The 15,478-nt window shown below is 63.0% G+C and carries 17 protein-coding genes; 5 read left to right on the top strand and 12 right to left on the bottom strand.

Annotation, left to right across the window (positions count from 1 at the left end; genetic code table 11):
• The first annotated feature begins 64 nt into the window (after positions 1 to 64).
• Complete coding sequence (locus QCE58_RS13910; RefSeq protein ID WP_008344416.1) at positions 65 to 661, top strand: FMN-dependent NADH-azoreductase; 597 nt, start codon at positions 65 to 67, stop codon at positions 659 to 661.
• A 48-nt stretch (positions 662 to 709) separates the two neighbouring features.
• On the opposite strand, the gene QCE58_RS13905 is transcribed toward QCE58_RS13910, so the two are convergent.
• The 6 genes from QCE58_RS13905 to trpE are packed head-to-tail and all read right to left on the bottom strand — an operon-like array spanning position 710 to position 6,097.
• Positions 710 to 1,492, bottom strand: coding sequence for a uracil-DNA glycosylase (locus QCE58_RS13905; RefSeq protein WP_239295456.1), 783 nt, complete (start codon positions 1,490 to 1,492; stop codon positions 710 to 712).
• Positions 1,489 to 2,136 carry a CYTH domain-containing protein gene (locus tag QCE58_RS13900; protein ID WP_250481671.1) on the bottom strand — a complete coding sequence of 216 codons (648 nt, stop codon included), beginning with the start codon at positions 2,134 to 2,136 and terminating at the stop codon, positions 1,489 to 1,491. The genes QCE58_RS13905 and QCE58_RS13900 overlap by 4 nt, the downstream gene beginning before the upstream one ends.
• A gap of 20 nt (positions 2,137 to 2,156) precedes the next feature.
• Positions 2,157 to 2,942: an indole-3-glycerol phosphate synthase TrpC gene (gene trpC / locus QCE58_RS13895; protein ID WP_008344421.1), complete on the bottom strand. Its 786-nt coding sequence runs from the start codon at positions 2,940 to 2,942 to the stop codon at positions 2,157 to 2,159.
• 22 nt (positions 2,943 to 2,964) lie between these two features.
• Entirely contained in the window at positions 2,965 to 3,999 is a 1,035-nt protein-coding gene (gene trpD / locus QCE58_RS13890) for an anthranilate phosphoribosyltransferase (protein WP_008344422.1), read from the bottom strand.
• A 4-nt stretch (positions 4,000 to 4,003) separates the two neighbouring features.
• On the bottom strand, positions 4,004 to 4,588 hold the full coding sequence (locus QCE58_RS13885) for an aminodeoxychorismate/anthranilate synthase component II (RefSeq protein ID WP_034473938.1): 585 nt from the start codon (positions 4,586 to 4,588) through the stop codon (positions 4,004 to 4,006).
• 12 nt (positions 4,589 to 4,600) lie between these two features.
• Positions 4,601 to 6,097, bottom strand: a complete 1,497-nt coding sequence (trpE, locus tag QCE58_RS13880; RefSeq protein ID WP_008344426.1) for an anthranilate synthase component I — start codon at positions 6,095 to 6,097, stop codon at positions 4,601 to 4,603.
• Between trpE and QCE58_RS13875 the strand changes: the two genes are divergently transcribed.
• A complete protein-coding gene (locus QCE58_RS13875) occupies positions 6,096 to 6,260 on the top strand; it encodes a hypothetical protein (protein WP_160172923.1) in 165 nt (54 codons plus the stop codon). The two genes, trpE and QCE58_RS13875, sit on opposite strands and share 2 nt — an antisense overlap.
• A gap of 201 nt (positions 6,261 to 6,461) precedes the next feature.
• Here QCE58_RS13875 and QCE58_RS13870 read toward each other — a convergent pair whose 3' ends face one another.
• Together QCE58_RS13870 and rpe are read right to left on the bottom strand one after the other, a co-directional pair.
• The gene (locus QCE58_RS13870; protein WP_250481670.1) at positions 6,462 to 7,202 is read right to left on the bottom strand and encodes a phosphoglycolate phosphatase; all 741 of its coding nucleotides are present in this window, start codon (positions 7,200 to 7,202) and stop codon (positions 6,462 to 6,464) included.
• Positions 7,199 to 7,894, bottom strand: coding sequence for a ribulose-phosphate 3-epimerase (gene rpe / locus QCE58_RS13865; RefSeq protein ID WP_008344430.1), 696 nt, complete (start codon positions 7,892 to 7,894; stop codon positions 7,199 to 7,201). Before rpe ends, QCE58_RS13870 begins: the two co-directional genes overlap by 4 nt.
• Before the next feature lie 220 nt (positions 7,895 to 8,114).
• Here rpe and apaG point away from each other — a divergent pair, with 220 nt between their 5' ends.
• Together apaG and QCE58_RS13855 are read left to right on the top strand one after the other, a co-directional pair.
• Positions 8,115 to 8,489 carry a Co2+/Mg2+ efflux protein ApaG gene (gene apaG, locus QCE58_RS13860; protein WP_008344432.1) on the top strand — a complete coding sequence of 125 codons (375 nt, stop codon included), beginning with the start codon at positions 8,115 to 8,117 and terminating at the stop codon, positions 8,487 to 8,489.
• Positions 8,490 to 8,584: 95 nt separating this feature from the next.
• Positions 8,585 to 9,826: a murein transglycosylase A gene (locus tag QCE58_RS13855; protein WP_250481669.1), complete on the top strand. Its 1,242-nt coding sequence runs from the start codon at positions 8,585 to 8,587 to the stop codon at positions 9,824 to 9,826.
• A gap of 65 nt (positions 9,827 to 9,891) precedes the next feature.
• Here the strand turns inward: QCE58_RS13855 and paaK are convergent, their stop codons facing one another.
• From paaK to paaN, 4 genes are all read right to left on the bottom strand, one after another.
• Positions 9,892 to 11,196, bottom strand: coding sequence for a phenylacetate--CoA ligase PaaK (paaK, locus tag QCE58_RS13850; protein ID WP_250481668.1), 1,305 nt, complete (start codon positions 11,194 to 11,196; stop codon positions 9,892 to 9,894).
• Between the two features lie 69 nt (positions 11,197 to 11,265).
• The gene (paaI, locus tag QCE58_RS13845) at positions 11,266 to 11,652 is read right to left on the bottom strand and encodes a hydroxyphenylacetyl-CoA thioesterase PaaI (protein ID WP_235366211.1); all 387 of its coding nucleotides are present in this window, start codon (positions 11,650 to 11,652) and stop codon (positions 11,266 to 11,268) included.
• 64 nt (positions 11,653 to 11,716) lie between these two features.
• A complete protein-coding gene (gene paaG, locus QCE58_RS13840; protein WP_250481667.1) occupies positions 11,717 to 12,508 on the bottom strand; it encodes a 2-(1,2-epoxy-1,2-dihydrophenyl)acetyl-CoA isomerase PaaG in 792 nt (263 codons plus the stop codon).
• A gap of 158 nt (positions 12,509 to 12,666) precedes the next feature.
• Positions 12,667 to 14,376 (bottom strand): phenylacetic acid degradation protein PaaN, encoded by a 1,710-nt coding sequence (paaN, locus tag QCE58_RS13835; RefSeq protein WP_250481666.1) that lies wholly within the window; start codon positions 14,374 to 14,376, stop codon positions 12,667 to 12,669.
• Between the two features lie 141 nt (positions 14,377 to 14,517).
• Here paaN and QCE58_RS13830 point away from each other — a divergent pair, with 141 nt between their 5' ends.
• On the top strand, positions 14,518 to 15,294 hold the full coding sequence (locus QCE58_RS13830; protein ID WP_008344444.1) for an enoyl-CoA hydratase: 777 nt from the start codon (positions 14,518 to 14,520) through the stop codon (positions 15,292 to 15,294).
• The last annotated feature ends 184 nt before the right edge of the window (positions 15,295 to 15,478 follow it).

Below are 15,478 nucleotides of genomic sequence, written 5' to 3'. Positions count from 1 at the left end.
TGAGAAGAATGCTTCCTAACGGGACGCCGAGTGCGCCCGAACCTCTCAGAGACAGGAAGCCATCATGACGACGATTCTCCAGATCAACTCCGCCGCCCGTTCGCAAGGCGCTCAATCGACGCTGCTCGCCGACGAACTGACCGCGAAACTGCAACAAAGCAATCCGGGCGCGAAGGTGGTCGTGCGCAATCTGCTGGGCGACGCGCTGCCGCATCTCGACGACGCCACGCTCGGCGCGTTCTTCACGCCCGCCGATCAGCGCACCGCCGAGCAAGCCGCGATCAACGCCAAGAGCGAAGCGCTGATCGCCGAGCTGCAAGCCGCGGATATCGTCGTAATCGCAGCGCCGCTGTACAACTTCGGCATCTCGTCGCAACTGAAGACGTATTTCGACTGGATCGCGCGTGCGGGCATCACGTTCAGCTACACCGCGAATGGTCCGGAAGGTCTCGTGAAGGGCAAGAAGGTGTACGTGGTGTCGGCGCGCGGCGGCAAGTACGCAGGCACGCCGAACGATTCGCAGACGCCGTTCCTCAAGACGTTCCTCGGCTTCCTCGGCATGACGGACGTGAACTTCATCTACGCCGAAGGCCTGAACATGGGACCGGAAGCGGCTGGCGCGGCACTCGCGTCGGCGCGTGAGGCGATCGCAGCGGTTTAAGCGCTTTCGTATCGAAGAAAAACCCCGCGTGGCGGGGTTTTTTGCGTTTCAGGCGAGCAATTCAGGCTCGGCGGGCAGACGCCAGTCGATCGGCGCGCGTCCGTGCTTCGTCAGATATTCGTTCGCGAGCGCGAAGTGCCCGCAGCCGAAGAATCCGCGATACGCCGACAACGGCGACGGATGCGCCGCCTCCAGCACGCAATGCGCCTTCTGCGTGTCGTCGATCAGCTTGCGCTTCGCCTGCGCGTGTGCGCCCCACAGCATGAACACGAGGCCATCGTGACGCTGCGCCATTTCGTGGATCAGCGTGTCGGTGCATTGTTCCCAGCCGCGTTTCGCGTGGCTTCCGGCTTTATCGCGCTCGACCGTCAGCGACGTGTTCAGCAGCAGCACGCCTTGTTTGGCCCACGAATCGAGGCAACCGTGCGCGGGCGCGGGAAATCCGAGACTCGCGTGAATCTCCTTGAAGATGTTGCGCAAGGACGGCGGCGGGCGCACGGGTGCGGGCACCGAAAACGCGAGGCCGTGCGCTTGCGGCGCGCCTTTGTCCTCGCCGTGATACGGGTCTTGTCCGAGGATGACGACCTTCACGTCGGCAGGACTCGTGAGGCGCAGCGCGCGGAAGACATCGGCGGGATAGACGGTCTTGCCGGCGGCGCGCTCGGCATCGACGAACGCGCACAACGCCGCGTAATGCTTGCTGTCGATGAACGGCCTCAGATGGCGGCGCCAGTCGGCGGGCAGCGCGTCGAACTGGCTTTCGAGCGTCGTGGAGTTCGACGACGCGTTCGCGGCTTCGTTATCCGCGAAAAGGGAAGGCTGCTGATTCATGCGTTGCGGTTCTTGCCTTCGGGCGGCTCGCGTAGCAGATAGCCGCGCTGCGCCTTGCTGAGGTCTTCGGGAACGATCTCGGGAAACGCGCCGCGCAATTCCGCCGCGAGCACCGAAAGCGCGCTTTCCTCGCCGGATTTCAGTTCCAGCTCCAGCTCGCTGATATCCGCGCGACGCGTCGTGCCGTCGACGTCCGCCGTGATTTCGCCGCGATCCAGCGCGACTTCGATATGCGAACCCTCGCGCTCGATGTCCCAGACGATGCGCCTGAAATTGGTCTTGAACAGCGCGATCAGGTCCGGCGCGGCGCGTTCCAGCGCTTCGCGCGCGGCGTCGTTGTCGCAGGCGGCAATGAGCGCATCGATTTCGAGCGCTTCGTCTTGCACCGGCAACTCCCACTCGTGCCGGTTGCTCAGGCCAGCCACCGATTTGCCGAGCGTCTTGAACGTCTGCAGCCATTGCTCCGGCGTGCGGCGCAGGCGCAGCGCGGATTTCGCCTTCGCGAGCGCGCAGTCCGGCGTGTCGAAGTAGACGTTGGCAAGCTCGATCGGCTTGCCCGCGCCGGTGCGTTCGTCGAAGAAGCGCGCCACGTCGTCGTGTTGCGACGGCGCGAGCGCGAGTTTCAATTCCCGTTCGATGCCCATGCGGTTCCCGTCGATGAGATTTAGAAGAACATGCGCGCGAGTTCGGCGCCCGGATCGTCGGCGCGCATGAACGCTTCGCCGACGAGGAACGTATGCACGCGCATCGCGCGCAGCCGGTCGACATCGACGCGCGACAGAACGCCGGATTCCGTTACCACGATGCGGTCATCGGGAATCTGCTCCAGCAAGCCGATGGTCGTTTCGATCGTCGTTTCGAACGTGCGCAGATTGCGATTGTTGATGCCGATGAGCGGCGTCTTCAGCGTGAGCGCGTCGCGCAGTTCGTCGGCGTCGTGGACTTCGACCAGCACCGCGAGCCCGAGCGAGTGCGCGTAGGCTTCGAGGTCCTGCATCTGCGAGAGTTCGAGCGCGGCGGCGATCAGCAGAATGCAGTCCGCGCCCATCGCGCGGGCTTCGATGATCTGATACGGATCGATGATGAAGTCCTTGCGCAGCACCGGCAGACTGCACGCCGCGCGTGCTTCCTCCAGATACGCGACGCTACCCTTGAAGAACTGCACGTCGGTGAGCACGGAAAGGCATGCGGCGCCGCCTTTTTCGTACGAACGCGCGATGTCGGCGGGTACGAAATCCTCTCGCAGCACGCCTTTCGACGGGCTCGCCTTCTTCACTTCCGCGATCACCGCCGCCTGATTCGCCGCATGCTTCGCGCGCAATGCGCCGACGAAATCGCGCAGGTCGCGCGAACTGGCTTCGAGCTTCAGCTCTTCGAGCGGCGCGCTTTGTTCGGCAGCGCGGACTTCCTCGCGCTTGACCGCGATGATGCGATCCAGAATGTCACTCATGTCGGCTTCCGTTCGGGTTCCGTTATTTCTTTGCGAATTGCTGCGTGAACTTCACGAGCGTCTCGACCTTCTCGCGCGCCGCGCCGCTCTCGATCGCTTCGCGCGCGGCGGCCATGCCGGCTTCGATCGAATCGACGACATCCGCGGCATAAAGCGCGGTTCCCGCATTCAATGTGACGATCTCGCGCGCGACGCCCGCCTTGTTGTTCAGCGCGCCTAGCAGCATTGCCTTCGATTCCTGCGCGTCCTGCACCTTCAGCGAACGATTCGACACCATCTGCAGGCCGAAATCCTCCGGATGAATCTCGTACTCGGTGACTTCGCCGTTTTTCAGCTCGCCGACTTTCGTCGCGGCGCCGAGCGACACCTCGTCCATGCCGTCCTTGCCGTACACGACAAGAACGTGTTTCGCGCCGAGACGCTGCATCACGCGCACCTGAATACCGACGAGGTCTTCGTGAAACACGCCCTGAAGCTGATTCGGCGCGCCGGCCGGATTCGTCAGCGGCCCGAGAATATTGAAGATGGTCCGCACGCCGAGTTCGCGGCGCACGGGCGCGATGTTCTTCATCGCCGGATGATGATTCGGCGCGAACATGAAGCCCATGCCGGTTTCGGCAATGGAAGCGGCCACTTGTTCCGGTGTCAGATCGATGTTCACGCCGAGGGCTTCGAGCACGTCCGCGCTGCCGGATTTGCTCGACACGCCGCGGTTGCCGTGCTTCGCGACCTTCGCGCCCGACGCGGCCGCGACGAACATCGATGCCGTGGAGATATTGAACGTGTGCGAGCCGTCGCCGCCCGTGCCGACGATATCGACGAAATTCGAGTTGTCCGCCACTTCGACGTGATTCGCGAATTCGCGCATGACGGTCGCGGCAGCGGCGATTTCGCCGATGGTTTCCTTCTTCACGCGCAAGCCGGTGATGATCGCGGCGGCCATGACGGGCGACATCTCGCCGCGCATGATCTGGCGCATCAGATGCAGCATTTCGTCGTGAAAGATTTCCCGATGTTCGATCGTGCGCTGCAGCGCTTCCTGTGCGGTGATGGTCATGTCGTCAGGCTCGCTTTCCGGTCGAAGAGTTTTTCACGAAGTTTTCGAGCAGCGCGTGGCCGTGCTCGGAAAGAATCGATTCCGGATGGAACTGCACGCCTTCCACTTCCAGTTCACGGTGACGAACACCCATGATTTCACCGTCGGGCGTCCACGCGGACACTTCCAGACAGTCGGGCAAAGACTCGCGCTCAATAGCGAGCGAGTGATAGCGCGTCACGTTGAAGTGTTTGGGAAGATCGGCGAACACGCCTTTACAGTCGGTTTCGATCTGGCTCACCTTGCCGTGCATGATCGTCTGTGCGCGCACGACGCGTCCGCCGAACGCCTCGCCGATTGCCTGATGGCCGAGGCACACGCCGAGAATGGGCAGCTTGCCGGAAAACTCACGCAACACGTCGAGCGTGATGCCCGCGTGTTGCGGATTGCTCGGTCCCGGCGAAAGACAGATGCGCTCGGGGTTGAGCTTCGCGATTTCGTCGAGCGTGATTTCGTCGTTGCGATACGTGAGCACGTCCTCGCCGAGTTCGCCGAAGTACTGGACCAGGTTGTAGGTGAAGGAATCGTAGTTGTCGATCATCAGCAGCATGGTCTTGTCTCCTCAGAAGTCGCTGTCGAGGCCGTCTTGCACTTGCTCGGCGGCGCGCAGCACGGCGCGCGCCTTGTTCTCCGTTTCCTGCCATTCGGATTCGGGCACCGAATCGGCGACGACGCCCGCTGCCGCCTGAACATAGAGATTGCCCTTGTGGATGAGACCGGTGCGGATCGCGATGGCCAGATCCATTTCGCCGCTGAAGGACAGATACCCGACAGCGCCGCCGTACAAGCCGCGCTTGATCGGCTCGAGTTCGTCGATGAGTTCCATCGCGCGAACCTTCGGCGCGCCGGACAGCGTGCCGGCAGGGAAGGTGGCGCGCAGCACGTCGAAATTGCTCATGCCTTCCTTGAGCTTGCCTTCGACCGAGCTCACGATGTGCTGGACGTGCGAGTATTTTTCGATGACCAGTTTGTCCGTCACGGTGACCGACCCGGTCTGCGCGATGCGGCCGACGTCGTTGCGCGCGAGGTCGATCAGCATGACGTGCTCGGCGACTTCCTTCGGATCGTTAAGCAGTTCGGTGGCGAGTTCGGCGTCGCGTTCGGGCGTGTTGCCGCGCGGGCGCGTGCCTGCGAGCGGACGAATCGTCACAATGCGATCGTCGGCGCGCTTTTCCTGACGCACGAGAATTTCCGGCGATGCACCGACCACGTGCACTTCGCCGCCGAAGTTGTAGTAGTACATATACGGCGACGGATTCAGCGAACGCAGCGCGCGATACAGCGAAAGCGGATTGTCGCGAAACGGCTTGATGAGCCGCTGGCCGACTTGCACTTGCATCAGTTCGCCGGCCGCGATGTATTCCTTCGCGCGGCGCACGGCGTTCAGATAATCGTCCTTCTTGAATTCGCGGAACGTTTCCGTACGCACGCTCGCGGATGTCACCGGCGGTTGAACCGTCACGCGCAAACGCGCCTTCAGTTCGCGCAGCCGATGCTTCGCCTTGGCATACGCTTCCGGCTTGGTCGGATCGGCGTAGACGATGAGATAAAGCTTGCCCGCGAGGTTGTCGATGACCGCGACTTCTTCGGTCAGCAGCAACTGGATGTCGGGAAGATCGAGATCGTCGGGCGGCGCACTGTGCGCGAGCTTCTTCTCGATGTAGCGCACCGCGTCGTAACCGAAGTAGCCCGCGAGACCGCCGCAAAAGCGCGGCAAGCCGGGCCGCGTCGCGACCTTGAAGCGCTTTTGATATTGCTCGATGAACGTGAGCGGATCGCCTTCATCCGTTTCGACGACGTTGCCATCGGTCACGACTTGCGTCTTGCCGTTTCGCACGCTCACGGTCGTGCGGGCCGGCAGACCGATGAACGAGTAGCGCCCGAAACGCTCGCCGCCCACGACGGACTCCAGCAGGAACGAGTTCGCGCCGTTGCGCTCGGTCTGCGCGAGCTTGAGATAGAGCGAGAGCGGCGTTTCGAGGTCGGCGAGGGCTTCGGCGATGAGCGGAATGCGATTGAAGCCTTCGTTCGCCAGCGATTGGAATTCGAGTTCGGTCATGTTGCGATCCTTGAGCGATGCGCGCTTTCTGGGTGGCGCGGTATCGGGGAGTGCAGGGCGCTGCGGTCGGTCGAATCTCGTGATGATCGCATACGACGGCCCCGCCGCTTCGATTTGCGGAAGCGGACAGGACGACTCGCGGCACTACACGACGCGTGCGTGAGCGAGGTTCGATATACGACGATTCAACGGAAACGGCGCGGGTATGCGCAGCGAAACAAAAAACGGATGCTGAAGCGCGATCACGCATGACGGCTTCAGCGCACCTCGGGCGAGGTTAGCGCGACCAGCGACGCCAGGGCCAGGCTCCCCGGTCGATGCTGCTCAGACTCCGTTTTCTGTTGAGAAACATGAATGGATGGACTTATTCAGTCAGTGTGTTGTCCGGCGGCGCCAAGGTGGCGGCAATCGCCGATGCTGCGGTGCGCAGCGAGGAAACTATACCATCGGATTTCACCGACTGTACAGGCTTCCCATGGTTGTAACCGTACGGAACGGTCAAGGTCGCGAGGCCGGCCGCGCGGCCCGCGAGCGCGTCGTTTTCCGAATCGCCGACCGCCACGGTCTCGCGCGGCAAGACGTCCAGTCGTTCGCATGCGGTGAGCATCGGGAGTGGATCGGGTTTCTTCGCGGGCAGCGAGTCGCCGCCGAGAATCACCTTGAAGAAATCCGCAATGCCGAAGTGCGCAAGCAACTCCACGGCGAAGCGATGCGGCTTGTTGGTCACGCATGCGAGCGCGACGCCGCTTTCACGCATCGCTTCGAGGCCTTCCCTCACTTCGGGGAATAGCGTCGAGTGCTTGCCGTTGACCTTCGCGTATTCGCTTTGATAGATCGCGAGCGCGTCGTCGAACTGCGCGACCGCCTGCGACGGCGACAGCCGCACGGCGAGCACGCTGCGGATCAGATTCTCCGAACCCTTGCCGACATAGCCCGTGACTTCATCGCGCGTGACCGGCTGTTCGATGGCGATGCGCGCAAGCATTGCATTCAGTGCCGCGACGAAGTCGTCGGCGGTGTCGACCATGGTGCCGTCGAGGTCGATGATCGCCGCGCGGATCGGACGATTCACGAAGGGCGATTGCGCCGCTGCGATCTCACTCATGCTTTCGCTCCAGATTCCACCTTCGCCAGTTCGGCGCGCATTGCGTCGATGACCGCCTTGTAGTCGGGCTTGCCGAAAATGGCCGATCCCGCGACGAACGAATCCGCGCCGGCCGCCGCGATTTCCGCGATGTTGTCGACCTTCACGCCGCCATCGACTTCCAGATGGATTTCGCGCCCCGTGCGATCCCGATACGCATCGATGCGCGCGCGTGCCTCGCGCACCTTGTTGAGCGCCTCGGGAATGAACGACTGCCCGCCGAAACCCGGATTCACCGACATGATGAGCACGAGATCGACCTTGTCCATTACGTGATCGAGGTAGATCAGCGGCGTGGCGGGATTGAAAACGAGGCCCGCCTTGCAGCCGTGATCGCGGATCAGCGACAGCGTGCGGTCGATGTGATCCGAACCTTCCGGATGAAAACTGATCACATTGGCGCCGGCCTTCGCGAAATCGGGCACGATGCGGTCGACCGGGCGCACCATCAGATGCACGTCGATGGGCACGTCCACGTGCGGGCGGATAGCCTCGCACACCATCGGACCGATCGTCAGGTTCGGCACGTAGTGGTTGTCCATGACGTCGAAGTGGATCCAGTCGGCGCCGGCGGCGACGACGTTGCGGACTTCCTCGCCGAGGCGGGAAAAGTCGGCGGACAGGATGCTGGGAGCGATGTGGAATTGCGCCATGGACGTATGCGGGTAGCGACCTAAAGCCGTGATTTTAACCCGCGTTTTCCGCGGAGTCCCTCGTCCGAATGGCCAACGGATGGCGCGCGGATGTGGCGGCGGGACGCCAATCGTGTTGCGGGCGCCGCGCGCATCAAGCAGAATGCCAGACCAATGGCCGCGCGCCGGCGCGCCCGTGTCTGGCGGCCAAGCGGCCGATCGAATTGGAATTGGAACAACGATGAGCCAGTACGAATTCAGCGTTTCCGTGGAGACGCGGTATTTGCCGGACCAATCAGACCCGGATAGCAGGCAGTACGCATTTGCCTACACGCTGACGATCCGCAATACCGGCCAGGTGGCGGCGCAGTTGATCTCGCGGCACTGGATCATCACCGACAGCAACGATCACGTTCAGGAAGTGAAGGGGCTGGGCGTCGTCGGGCATCAGCCGCTGTTGCCGCCGGGCGAGCAGTTCGAATACACGAGCTGGGCGGTGATCGCGACGCCGGTCGGCACGATGCGCGGCGAGTATTTCTGCGTGGCCGAAGACGGCGAGCGCTTCGAAGCGCCCGTAGCGGAATTTGCGTTGCATATGCCGCGCACGCTCCACTGAGCGAAACAGCGGCAGGCGGCGCGAATCAGCGCCGTTTCGCGGGATCGTTCGAGCGGTTCTGGTTCTTCTTCTTGCCCGATGCCGTCCATACGACGATGAAGACCAGCAAGGCGAGCGCCACGAGCGACTCGAGCGCAAAAATAAGCATTGGATATTCGTCGAACAGATCAGACATGGCGGTTCCCATCAAGAACGAGCATTGTATGCGCTTCGTGCGGCCGGCCGCACGAGCAGCGGCCTGGGCCGCATCGATTGCAACCGCTGTCCTGCTCGCCTCGTGCGGCGGCGGCAATTACGTGAAGCCGGGGCCTGCGACGGCGACCGGCACGCCGATCATCACCGGACAGCGCGCCGCTTCGCGCCTGACTGCGGTGAGCTGGCAGCAGGTGCCGGGCTGGCAGGACGATTCGCTGATCGGCGCGACCGCCGCGCTGCGCCAGAACTGCAACCGGCTCTCGCGACAGGCCAACTGGCAGAAGGCGTGCGCGGCGGCCGAGCGGCTCGACGACCTCGACATGTCGGCGGCGCGCAGCTTCTTCGAAGCCTATTTCACGCCATTTCAGCTCGCCAACACCGACGGCACGCTCGACGGTCTCGTGACCGGCTACTACGAGCCGCTTCTGCGCGGGTCGCGCACGCGTCACGGGATTTATCAGTATGCGTTGTACCGGTGGCCGTATCGATACAAGCCCGGTTCGGCGCTTCCCGCGCGCGCGCAGCTCGAACGTTCGGGCGCGTTGAACGGCAACGAACTCGTGTGGGTCGACGATCCGATCGAAGCGTTCTTTCTGCAGGTGCAGGGTTCGGGGCGCGTCGTCATGGAAGACGGCAGCGTGATGCGCGTCGGCTTCGGCGGCACCAACAACCAGCCGTATCGCTCGATCGGCAAGGAATTGCTCGATCGCGGAGAACTCACGCCCGCACAGGCGACGATGCAAGGCATCAAAGCATGGGCGAAGGCGAATCCGGCGCGCGTCGACGCACTGCTCGACGTGAACCCGCGCTTCGTCTTTTTCCGCGAGATGCCCGCTAACGAAACGGTGTCCGCAAGTCTCGGCGACGGTCCCGTCGGCGCGCTCGGCGTGCCGTTGACGCCGGAGCGTTCGATTGCCGTCGATCCGTCGGCGATTCCGCTCGGCACGCCCGTTTTCCTGCAGACCACGCGTCCGCTCAGCAATCAGCCGATGAATCGCCTCGTTTTCGCGCAGGACACCGGTTCGGCGATCAAAGGCGGTGTGCGCGCGGACTATTTCTGGGGACTGGGGGACGATGCCGGCGATCTCGCCGGGCGCATGAAGCAGGGCGGCAGGATGTGGCTATTGCTGCCCAATTCCTGATATCGCTGGTTTCCCGGCAGCTTCACAAAAAGCTCGCGGCCATCATGGCTCGCGAGCTTTTTGCTTCACGACGCGACGTTGCGCCGGTCGATCACGCGCCGCGCCTTGCCGACGGATCGTTCGATGCCGTTCACCGCGAGCACGTTCACCACGGCGCTCACACCGATCAGCGCCTTGATGTCGTAGGCGAGCGCGGACTTCGCGTTTTCGAGCGCGGTCACATCCGGCGCGGATTCGGGGCAAGGCTCGACATTCAGCGTGAGTACGTCGAGCGGGCCTTCCTTGGTGAGCACGATCTGATAGTGCGGCGCGAGTACCGGGCGCTTGAGCAGCAACTCCTCGATCTGCGTCGGGAAAACATTGACGCCGCGCACGATCATCATGTCGTCGGAGCGGCCGGTGATCTTCTCCATGCGTCGCATCGTGCGAGCGGTGCCGGGCAGAAGGCGCGTCAGATCGCGCGTGCGATAGCGGATGATCGGCAGCGCTTCCTTCGTGAGCGACGTGAACACGAGTTCCCCGAATTCGCCGTCGGGCAGCACCTCGCCGGTTTCCGGATCGATGATCTCGGGATAGAAGTGATCTTCCCAGATCGTCGGGCCGTCCTTGGTCTCCGCGCATTCCGATGCCACGCCCGGCCCCATTACTTCCGAGAGTCCGTAGATGTCGACGGCGTCGATGCCCATGCGCGTTTCGATCGCGCGGCGCATGTCGTTCGTCCACGGCTCCGCGCCGAAAATGCCGATGCGCAGCGAGCAACTTGCCGGATCGATGCCCTGGCGCTCCAGTTCATCGGCGATCGACAGCATGTAGCTCGGCGTGACCATGATGATGTCCGGCCGAAAATCCTGGATCAGTTGCACCTGCTTCTCCGTCTGGCCGCCGCCGAACGGAATGACGGTGAGTCCCGCGCGCTCGGCGCCGTAGTGCGCGCCGAGTCCGCCGGTGAAGAGGCCGTAGCCGTAACTCACGTGCACCTTGTCGCCACGACGTGCGCCGGCCGCCCGAATGGAGCGTGCGACGACGTTCGCCCAGTTGTCCAGATCCTGCGCCGTGTAGCCGACGACAGTCGGCTTCCCCGTCGTACCCGATGACGCGTGGATGCGCGAGACCCGCTCCTGCGGAACCGCGAACATGCCAAACGGATAGTTGTCGCGCAGATCCTTCTTGGTCGTAAACGGAAAACGGCCAAGATCCGAGAGCGACGTGACGTCATCCGGATGAACGCCTGCTTCGTCAAACTTGCGCCGATAAACCGGCGAGTTCTCGTAAGCATGCTTGAGCGTCCATTTGAGACGCTCGAGCTGCAGCGCCGCGAGTTCGTCGCGGCTCGCCTTCTCGATCGGATCGAGCGGCAGCGATGTGGTCATTGCTGTCTCCTTGATGCTGACTACGCGGCGCGGCTTTTAGATGCCGCGTCCGTTATATGAACGAGTCCGTCACACGGGAATTACGTTGCCTCTTATCTGAGCCGACTTGCCGCGGAACATCGCGACCGGCTCGCCTTCGCGATTCGTCACGCGGATATCGTAGATACCCGTGCGCCCGCTCAGCGTTTGCTCGATCGCTTCGGCAGTCAGGCGATCGCCGCCCTGCACGGGCCGCAAAAACTCGATCGAGCAGCCCGCCGCGACCGTGCTGATGTTGTACGAGTTGCAGGCGAACGCGAACGCGGAGTCCGCCAGCGTGAACATCAGGCCGCCGTGGCAAATCGCATGGCCGTTCAGAAAGTCGGGGCGCACGTCCATTTGCAGACGCGCATAGCCGGGCCGGACTTCGATCAGCTCGATGCCGAGCGCGCGCGAGCATGCGTCCGCTTCGTACATGGCTTTCGCCGTGGCTTCCGCGAGTTGTTGTGGCGTCACAGATATCTCCAGTTCGATTCGGTTCTCACAGACCTTCGAAGCGCGGTGCGCGCTTCTCCTTGAACGCGGCGACGCCTTCGATGTAATCCGGCGACGCACCGAGCTCGCGCTGAAGATCGCGTTCGAGATCGAGCTGCTGGTCGAAAGTCCTGTTCGCGCTCGCGCGGATCGCTTTCTTGATCGCGACGACCGCGCGCGCCGGCTGCTGCGCGAGTTGGGCGGCCAGTTGCGCGGCCGCTTGCTGCAGCTCGGCATCGTCGACGACGCGCCACACGATGCCCCACGCCTCCGCCTTCTCGGCGCTGAGTTTTTCGCCCGTCAGCGCGAGCCCGAGCGCACGCGCCTCACCGACGCGGCGCGACAGCAGCCATGTGCCGCCCGAATCGGGCAGGAGGCCGATCTTCACGAATGCCTGAATGAAGCTGGCCGAGCGCGCCGCGACGACGAAGTCGCACGCCATCGCGAGATTCGCCCCGGCTCCAGCGGCCGTGCCGTTCACTGCCGCGATGACCGGCATCGGCAAGGCCTGAAGCCTGCGCACGAGCGGATTGAAGTGCTCGTCGATGAGATCGCCCAGATCCGACATCGAGCCAGGCGTGAAATCCAGATCCGCGAGATCCTGTCCCGCGCAGAAGCCGCGACCCGCGCCGGTGATGACGAGCGCGCGCGCATTGCCCGCTTCTATTTCAGTGAGCGCCTGGTTCAACTCGCGATGCATCTCGCGCGTGAAGCTGTTCAGTTTGTCGGGGCGATTGAGCGTCAACGTCGCGACGCGCGTCTCGACATCGACGTGAAAGAACACGGACTTCTCTGTCATTACATTTCCTCTCTCGACGAATCCGGCTGCGGCGGCGCGTGCTCGCCGCCATTCCTTGCATCCGATACTAGCCGCGCGACCGCGAGCTTTCCATTAGGCCGAATGGCATAAGCCGTTTGCACGGCGATCCGGCCTTTGGATCGTTTGTGTCGATTGGCTTATGCCGTCTGGCCAGCTTCCGCCGACGCGGCCTTCGGTGCAACATGGACGCGGCTTTGCACTACTCGGAAGCGATTTGCGACGAAAGCTGCATCCGAAAGCGCTGCGTTGGCCGCGGGGTTCGCGCCCGTGCCGTGGAAGTCGGAGAATGCCGCGGTCTGATTGACGAAGACGCCGCCGGTGAGGTTGATCGAGAGCGCGACACCGCCTTCAATGGCTGCTTCGTGCGCGGCTTCGATCACCTTGTCGTCGGTGCTGTAGACCGAGAACGTCAAGGCGCCGTGCGTGCGCGCGATCGACCCGGCGAGTTCGAGCGATTGCGCGGTCGAGTCGGTCGCGACGACGAACGAAATCGGGCCGAACCATTCCTTGGTGAATTTCGCTTCGTCGGTGCGCGCGTCGAGCTTGAGCATGAGGGGTGTGTGAACGCGGGCTTCGGGAAACGCAGGGTGCGTGAGAGATTGGCTGTCGAGCAGCATGTCGCCGAGCTTGCGCGCTTCGGTGACGCGTTCCACGACGCCATCGTTCTGAATCGCTCCCGTGAGCTCGACGGCGCGGGCCGGATCGGATGCGAGTTTTTCGACGGCGCCCGCGAGCGCTTTCGCGACGTCATCGAAGCTCAGTTGGCCTTCGGCGGTGCGGATGCCATTGCGCGGCACGTAGATGTTCTGCGGCGCGGTGCACATCTGACCGGAATAGAGGGCGAGTGAGAAGGCGATGTTGCGCGCGGCGGACTTCATGTCGTCCACGGAATCGATGACGATCTGATTCACGCCCGCCTTCTCGGTGTAGACCTGCGCCTGATGCGCGTTGCGCTCGAGCCAGGTGCCGTTTTGCGTGCTTCCCGTGAAATCGATGAGCTTGATTTCGGGACGCACGGCGAGTTCCTGGACCAACGCGCCGTCGTTGGGTTCGGTGGCCAAGAGCGTGACGACGTTCGGATCGAAGCCGGCCTCACGAAGCACTTCACGCGCGATTCGCACGGTGATCGCGAGCGGCAGGATCGCGCCGGGGTGCGGCTTGACGATGACGGCGTTGCCGGTTGCGAGATCGGCGAACATGCCGGGATAGCCGTTCCAGGTCGGAAACGTGCAGCAGCCGAGCACAAGCCCCGTGCCGCGCGGGACGATGGAGAAGCGCTTTTGCATCGCGAGCGGCGGATTTTTGCCTTGCGGCTTTTCCCAGTGCGCTTCGGCGGGGATGCGACGTAGCTGGTCCCACGCATAGACGACGGCTTCCAGCGCCCGGTCTTGCGCGTGCGGGCCACCGGCCTGGAATGCCATCATGAATGCCTGGCCGGTCGTGTGCATCACGCCGTACGCGATCTCGAAGCTGGCGCGGTTCAGGCGCGACAGGATTTCGAGGCTCACGCCCACCCAAGCCTTCGGGCCGGCGGCGCGCCAGGCGGACTGCGCCTTGGCCGCAGCTTGAGTCAGCGCGTCGGGATCGGCCTTCGGATAGCGGACGTCCAGCGCGATGCCGAACGGCGAACGCTCCTTCCCGACCGTTTCGCCCGTCGAAGGCTGATCGAGTTCGAAAGTCTTGCCGAGATGAGCTTTGAATGCTGCCTCTCCATCGGCGCTGGCCGTTTCCCCGTACACTTTGGGGCTCGGCATTTCGGCGAACGGGCTCCAGTAGCCGCGCGTTTCGATGGCTGCGAGCGCTTTGTCGAGCGTCGCTTCGTGCTTCGTGAATAGCGGATGTGTCATGGTCGCGAGAAGAGAAGAACGAGGGAAAGGTGCCAGGCCGAATAATTAACCGACCGGTTGGTTGGTGATGGTAGCATTATCGAGATGCAGTGACGAATGACTTTTCATTAGGGCTTACCTGAGGATCGCAAGGAGGAGCGAATGGCTTACGAGAATCTGCTGGTCGAGACGCGTGGTCGGGTCGGACTGATTACGCTGAATCGTCCGAAAGCGCTGAACGCGCTGAATGACGCGCTGATGGACGAACTGGGCGTCGCGCTCAAGGCATTCGACGCCGATGGAGACATCGGCGCAATCGTGCTGACCGGCAGCGAAAAGGCGTTCGCGGCGGGTGCGGACATCGGCATGATGGCCGGCTACTCCTATATGGATGTCTACAAGGGCGACTACATCACGCGTAACTGGGAAACGATCCGCACGATTCGCAAGCCGATCATTGCCGCGGTCGCGGGTTTTGCGCTCGGCGGAGGTTGCGAACTCGCGATGATGTGCGACATCGTCATCGCCGCCGACACGGCCAAGTTCGGTCAGCCCGAGATCAAGCTCGGCGTGATTCCGGGAGCGGGCGGCACGCAGCGCTTGCCGCGCGCTGTATCGAAAGCCAAGGCGATGGATATGTGCCTGACTGCGCGCATGATGGACGCGAGCGAGGCCGAACGGGCGGGGCTGGTGTCGCGCATCGTCGGGGCGGATCGCCTTCTGGACGAGGCCGTCGAAGCGGCGACGATCATCGCCGGCTTCTCGCTGCCCGCCGTGATGATGGCCAAGGAGGCTGTTAATCGCGCTTACGAGACAACGCTCGCAGAAGGTGTTCATTTCGAGAGGCGTCTGTTCCATTCTCTGTTCGCGACGGAGGATCAGAAGGAAGGCATGGCGGCGTTTGTTGAAAAGCGTAAGCCGGTTTTCAAGCATCGGTGACGTTCATGTGAGAAAGCGCTTGCGCTCCTCGATTCCGCTCACTAGAATTCCGTTCCTTCGCGATTCGATGAACGCGAAGGAAGCTGGAGAGGGCGGTATCGGCGGTGTGCTCGGGGGTAGGTTGTAGAAGGCTCCGGGCGCGGATCGGCAAGAAAAAGAAACTTCGAATTCTTGTTGACACGAA

The sequence above is a fragment of the Caballeronia sp. LZ028 genome, assembly GCF_031451415.1.
GTDB lineage: Bacteria > Pseudomonadota > Gammaproteobacteria > Burkholderiales > Burkholderiaceae > Caballeronia > Caballeronia zhejiangensis.
Note: the sequence above shows the minus strand (reverse complement) of the source record. Positions and strands in the feature narration are given on the sequence as shown.